The organism is Micromonospora noduli (assembly GCF_003264365.1).
Lineage (GTDB): Bacteria > Actinomycetota > Actinomycetes > Mycobacteriales > Micromonosporaceae > Micromonospora > Micromonospora noduli.
On record NZ_PYAK01000002.1, the window covers coordinates 1 to 15,354 of the forward strand.

The window sequence follows — 15,354 nt, forward strand, 5'->3', positions numbered from 1 at the left end:
CGCCGAACCGGCCCTCACCGGGTGATCCACTCGGGTTCACGGAAGTCGGGGCATCCCGGACGCCCGGACACCCCGACATCATGAAACCCGAGTCGATCATGCTGGGCCCGACCCGCGCATGCCGGGCCTCCGATCCCCGCACCCCGGCCTGGCCCGCGTGTCCGGCCTCCGATCCCCGCCGTCCCGGGCCCGGGACGGCCGTGCACGGCCTCCGATCCCCCATGCCGGGGTCGGCCCGTATGCCGCCTACGAGCCTCGGCGGGTCAGGTACCCAGGTAGCGCAGGATTGCGAGGATTCGTCGGCTATAGCCCGTTGTGTGCGCGAGGTCGAGTTTGTCGAAGATGGCGTTGACATGCTTCTCGACCGCGCTCTGCGATACATGCAGCCGCTGGGCGATGGCGAGATTCGTGTGCCCCTGGGCCATCTCGTGCAACACGTCCCGTTCCCGGGGCGTGAGCCGACCGAACGGGTCGGGCCGGTCCGAGCCGGCCACCACCTGACGGACCACCTCCGGGTCGAGGGCGGTTCCTCCGGCGGCGACCCGGTCAAGTGCGTCGAGGAAGTCGTCCACCTGGGCGACCCGGTCCTTGAGGAGGTAGCCGACTCCCTCGGGACGGTCCGCGAGCAGCCGCCCGGCGTAACGCCGCTCCACGTACTGGGAGAGCACGAGGACGCCGGTGTCGGGCCACCGACGACGGATCTCCAGGGCGGCCCGTAGCCCGTCATCGGTGTGGTTGGGTGGCATCCGGACGTCGGTGACGACCACGTCGGGACGGAATTGTTCGACCGCCTCGACAAGCTGGTCGGCTGTCCCGACCGCCGCGAGCACCTCGTGGTCCTCGTCGGCGAGCAGCCGCGTCAGGCCCTCCCGGAGCAGTGTCGAGTCTTCGGCGAGGACTAGTCGCACGGCAGCTGCGCCAGCACTGTCGTCGGACCGCCGGCCGGGCTGGTCACCAGCAGCCGGCCGTCCAGCGCGGCGACCCGTCGCGCGAGCCCGGACAACCCGCGTCCGGTCGGGTCCGCCCCGCCGACGCCGTCGTCATGTACGCGCATCCGGATCCACCCATCCCGTACTCCGATATCGACCGTGACCAGGGTAGCGGCGGCGTGTTTCGCGGCGTTGGTGAGCGCCTCGCAGGCCACGAAGTACAACACCGTCTCGACCTGCCGCTCGGGGCGGACCGGCAGCTCGCAGCGGATCCGCACCGGCACCTCGGATCCGCGGGCGACGATGGCCAGGACCTCGCCCAGATCGCTGTCGTCCAGCGCTGACGGGTAGACCCGCCACGCCACCTCGCGCAACTCTTCGATGGCCCGCTGCACATCCTCGTGGGCCTGGGCGAGCAGTGCGTGTGTGCGATCGGCGTCGCGGGCGCGCCGGGCCCGGCCGAGCAGCATGCCGAGGGCGACCAGCCGCTGTTGGAGTCCGTCATGCAGATCGCGTTCGATGCGCTGCCGTTCGGCGTCGACAGCGGCGATGACCCCGGCCCGACTGGTGGTCAGCTCATGGACGCGCCGCGTCAGCTCGGCCCGACTTCCCGGCCCGAGCAGTCGTCGCGCCAGCCGGATGTCCAGCGCGGCGATGCTGGCAACGGCTTGGACGTTGAGCAGTAACAGCACCGCCCCGACGGCGATCTGGGACAGGGCGTCGAGGAGGGTCAGCTCTCCGCGCACCGCCGCACGCAGCACGATCCCGGCCAGCACCACGCCGACGCCGAGCACGGCGTACGCCAGCAGGCCGAGCGTTCCGGGTAACAGTCGGGCGGCCAGGTAGCCGAGCTGCCGCCGGGTCGCCACGGTGTTCGGCGCGGGCAGATCCTCCGCGGCGAGCAGCCCGGCGAGGCGGCGATGTTCCATCCGCACCAGCCGCTCCCCGTACCGGTCGGTCAGGCCAGCAACGCGACGGCCGGCCGCAGGCGCTACCGGGCGCACGCTGGATGCGACGGCCGCGACGGCGAGGAAGGCGAACTCGACGGCGGCCGTCACGATTCCGACGGCGACGCCGAGCGGCAGCCGGAGCCACCACCTGCCGGTTCGCCGTTCCGCCACCACCCCGCCCGCCTTCCGCATCACGCCTGTTCCCCCTTGCTCTGCGTCGTCTGACCCGCCCGCAAGCGACCCGGTGGCGCGTGGGGTGAAGTAGAAGACAAGGGCTGGCTAGCGCTCGTCGGAGGCCCACGATCCGCTTCGGTAGAGGGTGCCGCGACCGCCCGGGTCGGGCATCCCGTTCAGTGCGCTCTGCTCGGGTTCGGTCGGCTCGGGGTTGCGGGCGGCACGGCGGGCCTTCAGCACGCGGGACCCGACGAACCAGGCGGCCGCCGCCACGCAGACCACGATCACCACTTTCTGGAGCGTGCCGACGTAGCCCTCGACGAGGTGCCAGTTGTCGCCCAGCAGGTAGCCCGCGAGCACGAAGGTGGTGTTCCAGATCAGGCTACCCAGCGTGGTGTAGAGCAGGAACGTGGTCACCGGCATCCGCTCCACGCCGGCCGGAATGGAGATCAGGCTGCGGAAGATCGGGATCATCCGGCCGAAGAAGACCGCTTTCACACCGTGCCGCAGGAACCACGCCTCGGTCCGGTCCACGTCGCTGAGCTTGACCAGCGGAAGCCGGGAGACGATGGCGCGCATCCGGTCGCGCCCCAGGGCCGCGCCGATCAGGTAGAGCGCGAGCGCGCCCACCACCGAACCCAGCGTGGTCCAGAAGATCGCACCGACCAGACTCATCCGTCCCTGCGCGGCGACGAACCCGGCCAGCGGCAGGATCACCTCACTGGGGATCGGCGGGAAGAGGTTCTCCAACGCCACTGCCAGACCGGCACCCGGCCCGCCGAGTCGTTCCACCAGGTCAGTGACGTAGCCGACGATCCCGTCCTGTGGTGGTTCCGCTGCGGCGGCGGGGGTTCCGGTGGCGAACACGGCGTGGGACGTTCGAATCATGCGCCCACGTTACGAAGTCATCCTGAGAGTCGACCATGGGGCCGACCGCCCGACCGCGCGGGTCGACCACACCGGTGGGGGTGTGGAAAGCCGCACCCCGCTGCGGCTCGCGGTGGTCCAGCCGCCGTGCGTACCCCTGGATGTCGCGGCAAACGCGCGGGCGCACGCCGCCGCGGTCCGCGCGGCGCGCGCCCGGGTGGTGGTCTTTCCGGAGCTGTCGCTGACCGGGTACGAGTTGGACGCGCCGGTCGTGTCGGTCGACGACCCGCGGTTGGCGCCCCTGGTCGAGGCGTGCGCCGAGGCGGGTGCGCTGGCCCTGGCCGGTGCGCCGGTCACCGGCGACCACATAGCGATGCTGGCGGTGACCGGCGGCGGTGCGACGGTGGCGTACCGGAAGATGTGGCTGGGGGACGCGGAGGCCCGCCGGTTCCGGCCGGGCGATGCCCCGGTCGTGCTCGATGTGGACGGTTGGCGGGTGGGGCTGGCGATCTGCAAGGACACCGGCGTGGCCGCGCACGCGGACCGGACGGCCGCGCTCGGCATCGACGTGTACGCGGCGGGCGTCCTGGAGTCGGCCCGCGACGCCGCCGTGATAGACCAGCGGGTGCACCGGATCACCACCGCGCACCAGGTCTGGGTGGCGGTGGCGAGCTTCGCCGGGTCGACCGGCGGTGGCTACACCGAGGCGGCGGGGCGGTCGGGCGTCTGGACGCCGGACGGCGCGGTGTACGCCCGCGCGGGCACCGACCCGGGCGAGTCGGTCAGTGCCAGCCTCACGTCGCCCGACCGGGGCGGCGGCGCGGGCGCGGTTAGGGTGACGGAATGATCTCCGGACGGGTGGTGCAGCTGCGGCGGTACCCGGTGAAGTCGCTGCTCGGAGAGCGGACCTCGGCCGCCGACATCGGCGAGACCGGCGTCGCGGGTGACCGCGTGCTGGCGCTGCTGGATCGGGCCAGTGGACGGGTGGCCAGCGCCAAGCAACCCCATCGCTGGCGCGACCTGCTCACGCTACGAGCGACCGGCGGGGTGACCGATCCGGTACGGATCACAGTGCCCGACGGCCGACACCTGTCGGTCGAGGACCCCGACATCGACACGGCGCTCAGCGCTGCGGTCGGCCGCCCGGTGACCCTCGTCGACGCCGTACCGCCCGGCGCCACCCTGCTGCGCTCGCACCCGGAGGCGGTGCTCGCCGCCGGCCTCACCGACGAGGTCCCGGCCGACGAGAGCCGGCTCGGGTCGGTGCTGCCCGGCACCTTCTTCGACTTCGCTCCGATCCACCTGGTCACCACCGCGACCCTGGACCGGATCGCCGGGCAGCTGCCGCCCGGGGCGGGGACGCTGGAACGCTACCGGCCCAACCTGGTGCTCGACACGGGCACGGATGCCTTCGCCGAGAACGGCTGGGTCGGCCGGGAACTGCGCGTCGGCCCGGACCTGGTGCTTGCCGTGCTCGCCCCGACGCCGCGCTGCGCGGTGCCCACGCTCGCGCACGGCCCGCTGCCCCGCGAGACCGAGGCGCTGCGGGTGCCCGCCCGGCTCAACCGGATCGAACCCCTACCAGGAATGGGTCCCCAGCCGTGTGTCGGCGCGTACGCCACCGTGGTCCGGTCCGGGCGGGTGGCGGACGGCGACCAGGTTACGGTCGGCCCATGAGCACTGTCCCCTCCCGACTGTCCGTGGTCACCCTGGGAGCACGCGACGTCGCCGCGCTGCGGTCGTTCTACCGGTCGTTGGGTTGGCCCGAGCTGCCGGCCAGTGACGACGGCTGGTCGGCCTTTCTGCTCGGTGGTGTGCTGTTCGCGCTCTTCCCACTACCGGAGTTGGCCGCCGAGGCGGCGCCGGGCGTGCCCGCGCCGGCCGGTGGCTGGTCGGGGGTCACCCTGGCCTGCAACGTCGACAGCCGCGACGAGGTCGACACGGCGTTCGAAGCGGCGGTCGCGGCGGGCGCGACGGTGGTGGCGGAGCCGACCGACCGGTCCTGGGGTGGGCGCTCCGGCTACATCGCCGACCCGGAGGGCAACCGTTGGGAGATCGCGTGGGCGGGCACCGCCCGCTTCGACGAGCGCGGCGCTCTTCTCTCCTTCGGCTGAGCAATGGTGTTTGCGCGTCGACGATGACCTTGGAATGCTTCGGGCATGACCTCCTTTCCTCCGACCTTCGCCGATGATGTCGTCGGCCAGTCAGCGCAGGCACAGTTCGAGGCGTTCATCGACGAGCACCGCAAGGCGCTCAACGGCTACCTGGACGGGCTGACCGAGGAGCAGGCGCGCCGGTCGTTGGTGCCGTCCCGGACGACGCTGCTGGGTCTGGTGAAGCACGCCGCGTTCGTGGAGAAGGTCTGGTTCGACGAGGCCGTCACGTGCCGGTCACGCGCCGAGATCGGCATCCCGGCCACGCCGGACGAGTCGTTCATCCTCGACGACGGCGACACGATCGCCACCGTTCAGCGCGCGCACCGGGAAGCCTGCGAAGCCTCCCGCCGCGCCACGTCCAGCCTGGGCCTCGACGACCTGCTTCGCGGCAACCGGCGCGGCCCGCTGCCGCTGCGCTGGGTCTACCTGCACGTGCTGCGAGAGTTCGCCCAGCACTGCGGGCACGCGGAGATCCTGCGCGAGCAGATCCTGGCCGCCGACTAGCACCGCCGCATGCCCAAGCTGGTCGCGCCCGCCGTCCGCCTGCACGCCGCCTGGCTGGAGGCGCACGACGAGTGGGGTCCCGGCCTCCACGAGGACGGTTTCGGTCTGCAGTCGACCGATGAGGTGCGCTCGCCGGACGGGTTCGCGACCTGGGTTACCCGGCTGGCCGACCGGTCGGGTCCAGACGGGCCGCTGGAGGATAGTCGGGTGCGGTGCACGTACCGATGGATCGTCGAGGACGACCGGGTCCTCGGCGGAATCGCGCTGCGACACGAACTCGACGACTACCTGTTGCGGGTTGGCGGACACATCGGATACGGCATCCGCCCGTCCGCCCGCCGCCGCGGGCTGGCGACCTGGGCACTGGACCGGATGCTCGGCGAGGCCCGAGCGCTCGGGTTGGATCGGGTGCTGCTCGCCTGCGAGGCGGACAACACCGCGTCGGCGAAGACGATCGAACGCCTCGGCGGCGTCCTCGAGGACATCCGAGACACCGAACTCGGCCCAGCCCGGCGGTACTGGATCACGCTCTAGCCCACCCCCCGGTGTCGGCGAAGCGACGCAGCGTCCAGCGGGCCGGCGGCCAACCGCCGGGGTCGTGGTCGGTGGTCCATTCGGTGATCGAGGCCGGGGGCACGTCCAGGTCGAACGCCCGGAAGACCGGCTGCGCGGCCAGCGCGTGGAACGCGCCCTCGACTGTCTCGCTGTGGCCGACCAGGACCACTGTGGAGCCCCGGTGGCGGTGGGCGATCTCCATGATCGCGCGGCTGACGCGGACCACCAGTTCAGCCCAGCTCTCGTTGCCCTCCTCGAACGGTCGGAACACGCCGCCACCCGCCACCGCGTGGTCGGTGCGGAAGAGTGCGGTCGGCAGGCCGTCGGCGTACGGGGGTGTGTGCCAGGTGCAGAGACCACAGTCGGCCACGGGTCGGACGCCGAACGCCGCGCCGATCGGTTGCGCGGTCTCGACGGCCCTGCGCAGCACGGACGAGTAGACCGCCACCGGCCCGTCGGCGGCGACCTCGCCGGTGAGCCGGTTGGCCAGGTCGTGTGCCTGCTCGTGGCCGAGGGCGGTGAGGCCCCGACAGCCACGTGGCCCACCGACGATTCCTTCGAGCTGGTGGACCGACTCGCCGTGTCGCACGAAGATCAGACGTGTCCGCATCGGGACATCATGCCAGCGGTATCGACAGAGGTATCAGTCGTCCGTACGGCTGGTGGAGAAGCTGTCGGCCCGCGCGAGCAGAGCGTCCAGTTTCGCGCCCGTCTGCGCTGATAGGCGGCCCCGCCGCACCAGCTCGGCGATGTGGTCCCGTAGGTCGGCGACACGCTCGGCGCGGTCCCTGGTCCGGCGGTTGAGGTCGGCGAGGTCGTCGCGCAGATCTTCGGCGGTCTTCCGTTCGACGTCACCGCGGGCGACAGCTGTGGCGAGGACGGCGGCGAACTCGCTGCTCACCTCCCGGAAGCTGACCGGTAGCTGCTGCCCGACGGTCGAGGGCGCGGTGCTGGCGGCGGGGGGTGGCGAGGACGGTGCGGTCGGCGTCGGCGAGTGCGTCGTGGGCGCGGGAGCCGGTGCCGAGGTCGACGGCGCGGCGGCGATCTCGGCCGGGTCGGGTGTGCCCGGGTTGCCGAACGGATCCTCCGCGAGCAGGACGCCGACGCCGATCAGCATGGCGAGCACGGCCGCGACGAGCGCGGCGAGGGGCCGACGCGACCGACGTCGGGCCGCTGCGGCGGTTGCCGGGACGGGGCGGGCCACCACCGACCGGTCGATCAGGGTGGGCGGGTGGGCGGCCGGCCGGATGCGCAGCAGTTCGGTGGGCGGCTCGACCGGCTGACCGGCGCCGAAGCGGCGGGCCAGGTGCGCGGCGCTCGGCCGGTCGGCCGGGTTGGCGGCCAGGCAGGCGACGGTCAGCTCGGCGATGTCGGCGGGAAGGCCGGGCACCCGCAGCGGCGGCACCGGGGTGCCCCGCCGGTGCACCTCCAGCGCGTCCTCCCAGCTCTGCACGGGCAGTGGCGCCTGCCCGGTGAGGGTGCGGTAGAGCAGTGCGCCGAGGGCGTACACGTCGCTCGCCGGGTCGGGCGGGCCGGCCTTCAGCCGTTCCGGGGCGAAGTAGGCGGGGGTGCCCATCAGCGGTTCACCGGACTGGCTGTCGAGGCCGCCGAGCGCGGCGATGCCGAAGTCGAGCACCTTGGCGCCGGTATCGGTGAGCATGACGTTGCCGGGCTTGACGTCGCGGTGCACGACGCCGATGCGGTGCGCGGCGGCCAGCGCGGCGGCGATCTGCCCGGCCACCCGGACCGCCTCCGGCCAGGGCAGGGGCCCGGTCCGCAGCCGGTCGGCCAGGTTGTGACCGTCGACGAGCTCCATCACCAGGTACGGGACCACTACGCCGCCGGCCAGGGTCGCCTCGGCGTAGTCGTACACCTGGGTCACGTGTGGGTGGGTCAGCCGGGCGGCCGCGCGGGCCTCGCGTTGGATGGTGGCCCGCAGCTGTGGGTCGGTGGCGAACTGCCCGGCGAGCACCTTGATCGCGACCGGCCGCCCGAGCACCTCGTCGTCGCCTCGCCACACCTCGGACATGCCGCCGAGGCCGATCCGCTCGTGCAGTACGTAGCGGTCGTGGAGGCGGAGAGTGGGCGTGAGCGGTGACATGGCTTCACCAGTCTGCCTGGTAACACCGCACTCGACCACTCTGCGTGCCCGGACCCACACTGTTCGTCCCGTGCGTACCGGAATGGGATTGGTGCGGGTCAGGAGCAGCGCGGGGTGCCGGGCAGCGGTCGCGGCTGGATGCGGTCGGCGAGCCGGCGCAGGGCGAGGGCGGTAGCCTGCCGGGTCGGGGCGAGCAGGGCCCGGCGGGGGTGTTCGACCTGGACCGGGGCGTCCGGTCGGGCCGAGTTGACGTGCCGGTTCATGGCGTCGAGCGCGGTGATGTATCCGGTGGGAAGTTCCATGGTCAACTCCTCGGGACAGGTCCGGTGGAGCCCCGGACGACGAGTGCGGTGGGCAGCAACACGTGACCGGCCGCGGCGTCCGCGGGCGGGTCGAGCAGCAGTTCGGCGGCGATCCGGCCCTTCTCCTCGGCCGGTTGCCGGACGGTGGTGAGGCCGGCCGCGGCGGCCTCGGGGACGTCGTCGAAGCCGGTCACCGAGACGCTGGGACGATCATGGGCAGGCCGCGCGGCCAGGGCGTCCAGCACACCGAGCGCGAGGACGTCGGAGCCGGCCAGCACGGCGGTCGGCGGTGCGGGCTGGTCGAACAGCCCGGCGATGGCTGCGGCTGCCGCCGGGCGACTGTTGCCGGGGACGTTGACCAGTGTCAGCTCGGCCCAGTCGAGACCGACCTCGGCGAAGGCGTCGGCGAACCCGCTGAGCCGACCGCGGGTGGTCGGATGCGGCACCTGGTCGACCCCGGCCACTGTGAGCGGGCCGGCCGGCGCGTCGGGCAGCACGGAGTCGGCGAGCAGCGCCACCCGACGGTGCCCGAGCCCTGCGACGTGCGCGGCGACACTGCGTGCGGCAGCCCGCTCGTCGATGCCGACGAACCGTTCGTCGGCGCCGGCGTCGTCGCGGGCGGCCGTGCTGACGAACGGCAGCCCGCGTTGGCGGATCACGTCCAACGCCCATTCCTCGTCGGCGACGCAGTAGACGCAGAACCCGTCGACGGCGGCGTTCTCCACCGCCCGCCGGGCGTCGGTCACCGCCGGAGGCAGCGGCACCAGCAGCATGCTGGTGCCGTGCCGCTCGGCCGCCGCGCCGACACCGGCGAGGAAGCGGACCGCGAACGGGTCGGTGAAGGCGTACGACAGTTGCGAGGTGAACAGCACCCCGATCGACCCGACGAAACCTCGCCGCAGGGAGCGCGCGGTGGGGTTGGGGCCGGGGTACCCGAGTTGCCGGGCGGCGTCCAGGATCCGCTCGCGAAGGGTGGCGGAGAGCTGGTCGGGGCGGCTGTAGGCGTTGGACACGGTGCTGCGCGAGACGCCGACGGCGTCGGCCACGGCTTGCAGTGTTGGCTTCACCCGGCACCTCTCTGTATCGATCCAGTCTGTATCGATACAGAGACTAGCCCGGCCGGTCGGCATCGGTCAATACGTGGGCTGGAAGTCCCCCATCGGGGCCTCAGCGGTCAGGGCAGGCGGGCTGACGCCGGTCCCTGTCCACGGTCGTGGACCAGGCCAGGGCCGACGCGGCCGGGAGTCAGGCCGGGTAGAGGTCGTCCAGCAGGCCGCCGAGGATCTCCGCCGTACGCTCGGGCGGCTCGGCCTCGACGCAGAGCCGCTCCATGGCCACCGCGTAGTAATCCAGATCGTCGCGCTTGTCCAGGTAGATGGCGCTGGTGAGCTGTTCGATGTAGACGATGTCCGGAAGCTCCTGGTCACCGAAGCGCAGGATGGTGAAGGCGCCCCCGGCGGCGGCGTGGCCACCGGCGGCGAACGGGATGACCTGCAATCGGATGTGGGGCGACTTGGTCGCCTCGATGAGCGCGGTGAGCTGACCGCGCATGACCTCGGCGCCGCCGATCGGCCGGCGCAGCGCCGCCTCGTCCACCACGGCCCAGAGCTGCGGCGGGTTCTGCCGCTGGAGCAACTGCTGGCGCTGCATCCGCAGCGAGACGCGCCTGTCGATCTCACCCGGACCGGCCGCGCCGTGCCCGAGCAGCACTACCGCCCGGGCGTACTCCCGGGTCTGCAGGAGGCCGGGCACGAACTGGACCTCGTAGCTGCGGATCAGCGCGGCGGCGGCCTCCAGGCCCAGGTACGACTGGAACCAGGACGGCAGCACGTCGCCGTAGCGGTGCCACCAGCCGGGGCTGTTCGCGTCGCGCGCGAGCTTGAGCAGCGCGTCGCGTTCGTGGTCCTCGGTGACGCCGTAGAGGGTCAACAGGTCGGCGACGTCGCGCTCCTTGAAGCCGACCCGACCCAGCTCCATCCGACTGATCTTGGATTCGGAGGAGCGGATCTCCCAGCCGGCGCCCTCCCGGGTCACCCCGCTGGACTCCCGCAGACGGCGCAGTTGGGCGCCGAGCAGAATGCGCAGCACGGTCGGCCCGGTTGTCGGGCCACCCTCGGCGGGAACCATCGTCACGTGCGGACCTCCGGACACCGACCCACGACAGCCGGGCGCCCCGGCCCGGCCGACGTGTAAGCATGCCATGGACCGACAGTGAGGTGAACTCCTCCGCGCCGGTGAATCAGTCCCGTCATCGGGACGACCCACCCCCGGACGGTCAGTTGATCAGGTGGTCGAAATCTCCGTCCCGCGCACCGAGAACGAAGGCGGCGATCTCATCGACGGTGTAGATCAGTGCCGGCCCTTCCGGGTGTCGTGAGTTGCGGACCGCGATGCCCGCTCCCTCGGGCAGTTCGGCCAGTTCGACGCAGTTGCCGCTGGGGTTGCTGCGGCGACTCTTCTGCCAGCTCAGCGGAGGCAACTGGTGGATCGGTACGCCATTGGGTGGCTGCTGCATGGGGGCGTCTTTCTGTTACGAGCCCGCCGGTGGCCGTGGGAGGAGCGGTGACGGCGAGGGGGTGCGGTATCGACATTGGACGGTTCTGCACGTGCATCTGCTATTGCATCTGCATCCGACGGCGAGCATGATAACGCACATGATCGGTGCCCATCCGTTCACTTTGAGTTACCCCCACACGGGCAACGATCAGGCAAAACTGGGCCCGACGCGGCGCGCCGCGTCAACCGAAGGCTGGAGGCGGTCGCGGCGATGGGAGGGTTCGTGCCGGATCCGATGAGTGTCGCCTCCGGCGTCTGCGCTGCGGGCGCGCTGCTCTCCTCCTGGCAACTACGCCGCCGGGCGGTGCGCGCCGAGGCCGAGATCGGTCACCTCCAGGCTGAGCTGGCCGCCGAACGGCACGCCGCCAGTCACGACCCGCTCACCGGGCTGCCCAATCGGCGCGCCTTCTACCGCCTGGCAGCCGCCCTGCTCACCGACGCCGCCGGCCAGCCGCTGATCGCCGTGGTGCTCGACCTGGACGACTTCAAGCAGATCAACGACCGGTACGGGCACGCCGCCGGCGACCAGGTGCTGATCAGCGTGGCCGAACGGCTCGCCGGCTTCGCCGGGGACAACCTCGTGGCCCGCCTCGGCGGCGACGAGTTCGCCGGGCTGCTCTCCAGCCCCACCGTCGACCGGCGCTGGATCGAGCACTCGACCCGCCGGCTCAGCGAGACCGTCGCCGCGCCGATCCGGCTGAGCGGGTGCAGCGTCCGGGTCACCGCGTCCGTCGGGCTCGCCCCGGTGACCGGCCCGGCCCAGCTCACCGACGCGCTCAGCCGCGCCGACGCGGCCATGTACCAGGCGAAGAGCCTCGGTGGCGCCCGATCGCCCCGCCAACTGGTCGACAGCGCGTTCCTCGGCGAGCGCTGACCGTTCAGGTGACGGGCGCGCCGAACCACCTGGGCAGTTGGCTGAGCAGGTCGGTCTGATCGTCGCCGACCCACGCCACGTGACCGTCGGGTCGTAGCAGCACGGCGGGCACGTCCAACTCCTCGCTGACGTCGACGACGTGGTCGACCCGCTCCGCCCAGCCGGCGACCGAGAGCCGGCCGGTCTGGTCGAGCAGCAGGCCGCGGCCGCCGTGCATCAGCTCGTAGAGGCGCCCCCGCTTCAGCCGTACGTCACGCATGTGGCGCCCGAGCATGTCGTGGCCCGCGCCGAAGTCGTAGCGGACCCCGATCGCGGTGATCTTCTCGATCAGGTACCGGTTGACGTCCTCGAAGTCCAACAGCTCCGACAACAGTTGGCGCACAGACCGCGGCCCCGGCTCGGGTGAGAGCAGCAGCATCTGCGCCCGGGTGTTGTTCAGCACGTCCGCGGCCACCGGATGCCGTTCGCTGTGGTAGCTGTCCAGCAGCCCCTCCGGCGCCCAGCCGTTGAGCTCGGCGGCCAGTTTCCAGCCGAGATTGAACGCGTCCTGGATGCCGAGGTTGAGCCCCTGCCCGCCGGTCGGCGGGTGGATGTGCGCCGCGTCGCCGGCCAGCAGCACCCGGCCGACCCGGTAACGCTCGGCCAGCCGGGTGGCGTCCCCGAAGCGGGAGAGCCAGCGCGGTGAGTGGACACCGAAGTCGGTGCCCGCGTACACCCGCAGTTGGTGTTTGAAGTCGTCGATGGTCGGTGGGACCGTGCGGTCCTCGACCACCCCCTCGGCCGGGACGAGGACGCGGTACACCCCGTCTCCGAGGGGCCCGAGACCGAATCGGAGTTGGGTCCTGCGGACCTCGGCCACCACGTCGGCCACCGTCTCCGGCGGCACGCCCACCTCCATCTCGCCCAGCAGCGTCTCGACGCTGCTGGGCTCGCCGGGAAAGCCGACACCGAGCAGCCCGCGTACGGTGCTGCGACCGCCGTCGCAGCCGACGAGATAGCGCGTACGCAACTGCGTGCCATCGGCCAATCGCACGGTCACCCCGTGGTCGTCCTGGCTCAGCCCGACGAGTTCGCTGCCGCGCCGGATCTCGACGCCGACCTCGCTGGCGTGCTCGCTCAGGAGACGGTCGGTGGTGGTCTGCGGAATGCCGAGGACGTACGCGTGTGCGGTGTCCAGGCCGCCCGGCGACGGCTTGGGAATCGCGGCGAAGAAACCCCCGACCGGGTGCTGCTGTCCGAGGGCGAGGAACCGCTCCAGCAGACCTCGCTGGTCCATCACCTCGATGCTGCGTGCGTGCAGGCCGAGCGCACGGACGTAGCTGGTCGGCTCGGTTTCCTTCTCAAGCACGAGCGCGTGCAGACCGTGCAGCCGCAACTCACTGGCCACCATCAAGCCGGTCGGTCCGCCGCCAGCAATGATGACATCGATCATGGAATCCCCCGATTTTCCCAGATTTGGGCGTCGGGTGGAGATTCTGCGGCACCACCCGGGTCTTGCCGCAAGGCCCCCGGTGCGATATATGTTGCAAGTGGCAGAGAGCGAATCCGCTCTTTGCCTTACTTTTTGTCAGGCGTAGACGACGTGGTCGCCGCTCAGGGCCGCCGGTCACTGTCGCGCAACGCCGCGTGGGCGAGAGTGACCAGACCCGCCGGTGACACCAGCCCCCGCACGATCCGCGCCGCCCGATCCCGGTCGGCCGCCTCAGCGTCGAGGTCCAATGCCTGACGGGTCCAGTCGCTGAGGTCGTCGAGCGCGCGGACCGCGAGGAACCAGGCCAGGCGCACCCTGTCGACGTCGGGTTTGCCGTAGCCGGCGAGCACCGCCTGCTGCTGCTCGGCGGTGATCGGCGCGAAGGCGAGCACCCCACCGAGGACGAACATGAGGTCGCACTCGGGAGGGGCGAGCACCGCGTCGTCCCAGTCGATCAACCACACCTGCCCGTCCGCGCCGAGCAGCAGGTTGCCCAGGTGCGGGTCGCCGTGGCAGACGACGTTCGCACCGGGCCGGTCGCGCTGGTCGACGGCGCGGCGCTCGACCTCGCGGGTCAGCACCCCCAGCCGGTCGGCCACCGCTGACCACACCCCTGCCAGCTCCACGACCAGCGGATCCGCGAGGTCGAGCGGGTCCGGGTCGCGCAGCCGCGCGGCCATCGCGCGGGTCGCGGTCACGATCGAGGGGTACGCGGCACCGCCCGCCGGTAGCAGCCGGCTCAACTCGTCGGTCACCGGCACCTCGTGCACGGCGGCCAGCACCTCGCCGTACGCACGCCAGTGCGCGCCGGCCATCGGACCGTCGAGCGCCCGCTGGTCGGAGACCCAGGGCACCACCGAGAGGCGGCGGCCGTCGTGGTCGATCGACAGCCGCCCGTCGTCGGCCCGCAGCGGCGCGGCGATGCCCGGCACCCCCTGCTCGGCCAGGTACGCCGTCACCACCAGCCCGGCCGGGGTGCCGCCACCGCTCAGCTTGACCGCGTACCGAGAGCCGTCGGCGGCCTGAGCGAGCCACAGTCGGGCGTGCTGGTCCGCGCCGGAGGTGACCCGCTCCATCGTAGACAGTTGCAGGCCGAAGCCCGTCCGTACCTGGTCGGCCACCTGCCGTGCGACGTCCTGCGCCATGCGGACACCATGCCAGCGCTCCGGCCACCGACCCAGCGGTTTTGCCGGTCGCCGGGGTGTTCTGAGACGTCCTGTCCGGGTATGAAAAGGCAGTAATCGCATCACGACCGCCGAGAGGACCCGACGTGGCGACCATCCGCGCACTCGTACTCAACTGCACCCTCAAGCCGTCGCCTGGGCCATCGAGCGCCGAGCAGCTCGGTCAGGAAGTGCTCGCCGAGCTGGCCGCGCAGGGCGTGGAGGGCGAAATGATCCGGGTCGTCGATCACGACGTGCGTTTCGGGGTGTCCACTGACGAGGGCGACGGCGACGGTTGGCCGGCGATCCGCGCCAAGCTGATGGCAGCCCAGGTGCTGATCATCGCCACGCCGATCTGGCTCGGTCAGCCCTCCAGCGTCTGCAAGATGGTCCTCGAACGCCTCGACGCCGAGCTCTCCGAGACCGACGCCGAGGGCCGACTCCGCACCTACGGCAAGGTGGCCGGTGTCGCCGTGGTCGGCAACGAGGATGGCGCCCACCACACCATCGGCGAGGTGCAGCAGGCACTCAACGAGGTCGGGTTCACCATCGCCGCCGCCGCCGCGACCTACTGGGTCGGCGAGGCGCTGCACACCGTGGACTACCGCGACGCCGGCCCCAAGCCCGACACCACAGGCCGCACCACGAAGGCTTTGGCGCTCAACACCGCGCACCTGGCCCGACTCCTCGCCGACCAGCCGTACCCGCCGCCGGACGCGAAGAGCGCCGCGGTCGGCCCGAGCCGCGAATAG

General features: G+C 71.9%; 18 protein-coding genes. 7 read left to right on the top strand and 11 right to left on the bottom strand.

What is annotated here, in order from left to right:
* Window positions 1-263 precede the first annotated feature (263 nt).
* From GUI43_RS01515 to GUI43_RS01525, 3 genes are all read right to left on the bottom strand, one after another.
* Window positions 264-908: a response regulator gene (locus tag GUI43_RS01515; protein ID WP_112589657.1), complete on the bottom strand. Its 645-nt coding sequence runs from the start codon at window positions 906-908 to the stop codon at window positions 264-266.
* Window positions 899-2,071: a sensor histidine kinase gene (locus GUI43_RS01520; RefSeq protein WP_249037635.1), complete on the bottom strand. Its 1,173-nt coding sequence runs from the start codon at window positions 2,069-2,071 to the stop codon at window positions 899-901. The genes GUI43_RS01515 and GUI43_RS01520 overlap by 10 nt, the downstream gene beginning before the upstream one ends.
* Before the next feature lie 87 nt (window positions 2,072-2,158).
* The gene (locus GUI43_RS01525; protein ID WP_091406700.1) at window positions 2,159-2,941 is read right to left on the bottom strand and encodes a DedA family protein; all 783 of its coding nucleotides are present in this window, start codon (window positions 2,939-2,941) and stop codon (window positions 2,159-2,161) included.
* Window positions 2,942-3,023: 82 nt separating this feature from the next.
* On the opposite strand from GUI43_RS01525, the gene GUI43_RS01530 reads away from it, so the two are divergent.
* Genes GUI43_RS01530 through GUI43_RS01550 form a run of 5 tightly spaced genes read left to right on the top strand, consistent with a single transcriptional unit; the run spans window position 3,024 to window position 6,114 of the window.
* Window positions 3,024-3,767, top strand: coding sequence for a nitrilase-related carbon-nitrogen hydrolase (locus GUI43_RS01530; RefSeq protein WP_112697929.1), 744 nt, complete (start codon window positions 3,024-3,026; stop codon window positions 3,765-3,767).
* Window positions 3,764-4,597 carry an MOSC domain-containing protein gene (locus tag GUI43_RS01535; protein WP_112589664.1) on the top strand — a complete coding sequence of 278 codons (834 nt, stop codon included), beginning with the start codon at window positions 3,764-3,766 and terminating at the stop codon, window positions 4,595-4,597. The genes GUI43_RS01530 and GUI43_RS01535 overlap by 4 nt, the downstream gene beginning before the upstream one ends.
* Entirely contained in the window at window positions 4,594-5,034 is a 441-nt protein-coding gene (locus tag GUI43_RS01540; RefSeq protein WP_112589668.1) for a VOC family protein, read from the top strand. The genes GUI43_RS01535 and GUI43_RS01540 overlap by 4 nt, the downstream gene beginning before the upstream one ends.
* A gap of 45 nt (window positions 5,035-5,079) precedes the next feature.
* Window positions 5,080-5,580, top strand: a complete 501-nt coding sequence (locus tag GUI43_RS01545; protein ID WP_112589671.1) for a DinB family protein — start codon at window positions 5,080-5,082, stop codon at window positions 5,578-5,580.
* 9 nt (window positions 5,581-5,589) lie between these two features.
* A complete protein-coding gene (locus GUI43_RS01550) occupies window positions 5,590-6,114 on the top strand; it encodes a GNAT family N-acetyltransferase (RefSeq protein WP_112589674.1) in 525 nt (174 codons plus the stop codon).
* Here GUI43_RS01550 and GUI43_RS01555 read toward each other — a convergent pair.
* The 6 genes from GUI43_RS01555 to GUI43_RS01580 all read right to left on the bottom strand — a co-directional run bounded on the left by GUI43_RS01555 (window position 6,104) and on the right by GUI43_RS01580 (window position 11,053).
* Window positions 6,104-6,745, bottom strand: a complete 642-nt coding sequence (locus tag GUI43_RS01555) for a histidine phosphatase family protein (protein ID WP_112589677.1) — start codon at window positions 6,743-6,745, stop codon at window positions 6,104-6,106. The genes GUI43_RS01550 and GUI43_RS01555 overlap by 11 nt on opposite strands.
* 33 nt (window positions 6,746-6,778) lie before the next feature.
* Window positions 6,779-8,236 (bottom strand): serine/threonine-protein kinase, encoded by a 1,458-nt coding sequence (locus tag GUI43_RS01560; protein WP_112589679.1) that lies wholly within the window; start codon window positions 8,234-8,236, stop codon window positions 6,779-6,781.
* A 98-nt stretch (window positions 8,237-8,334) separates the two neighbouring features.
* The gene (locus tag GUI43_RS01565) at window positions 8,335-8,538 is read right to left on the bottom strand and encodes a hypothetical protein (RefSeq protein ID WP_170158647.1); all 204 of its coding nucleotides are present in this window, start codon (window positions 8,536-8,538) and stop codon (window positions 8,335-8,337) included.
* A 2-nt stretch (window positions 8,539-8,540) separates the two neighbouring features.
* Window positions 8,541-9,584, bottom strand: coding sequence for a LacI family DNA-binding transcriptional regulator (locus GUI43_RS01570; RefSeq protein ID WP_244220658.1), 1,044 nt, complete (start codon window positions 9,582-9,584; stop codon window positions 8,541-8,543).
* Window positions 9,585-9,783: 199 nt separating this feature from the next.
* Complete coding sequence (locus GUI43_RS01575) at window positions 9,784-10,665, bottom strand: Sco1979 family transcriptional regulator (RefSeq protein ID WP_373861112.1); 882 nt, start codon at window positions 10,663-10,665, stop codon at window positions 9,784-9,786.
* Between the two features lie 148 nt (window positions 10,666-10,813).
* A complete protein-coding gene (locus tag GUI43_RS01580) occupies window positions 10,814-11,053 on the bottom strand; it encodes a DUF397 domain-containing protein (protein ID WP_091406718.1) in 240 nt (79 codons plus the stop codon).
* Window positions 11,054-11,317: 264 nt separating this feature from the next.
* Between GUI43_RS01580 and GUI43_RS01585 the strand changes: the two genes are divergently transcribed.
* Window positions 11,318-11,968 carry a GGDEF domain-containing protein gene (locus GUI43_RS01585; RefSeq protein WP_091407349.1) on the top strand — a complete coding sequence of 217 codons (651 nt, stop codon included), beginning with the start codon at window positions 11,318-11,320 and terminating at the stop codon, window positions 11,966-11,968.
* Between the two features lie 4 nt (window positions 11,969-11,972).
* On the opposite strand, the gene rox is transcribed toward GUI43_RS01585, so the two are convergent.
* The gene (rox, locus tag GUI43_RS01590) at window positions 11,973-13,400 is read right to left on the bottom strand and encodes a rifampin monooxygenase (protein ID WP_112589690.1); all 1,428 of its coding nucleotides are present in this window, start codon (window positions 13,398-13,400) and stop codon (window positions 11,973-11,975) included.
* Window positions 13,401-13,561: 161 nt separating this feature from the next.
* Entirely contained in the window at window positions 13,562-14,584 is a 1,023-nt protein-coding gene (locus GUI43_RS01595; protein WP_170158648.1) for a phosphotransferase enzyme family protein, read from the bottom strand.
* A gap of 125 nt (window positions 14,585-14,709) precedes the next feature.
* Here GUI43_RS01595 and GUI43_RS01600 point away from each other — a divergent pair, with 125 nt between their 5' ends.
* Entirely contained in the window at window positions 14,710-15,354 is a 645-nt protein-coding gene (locus tag GUI43_RS01600; protein WP_112697676.1) for a flavodoxin family protein, read from the top strand.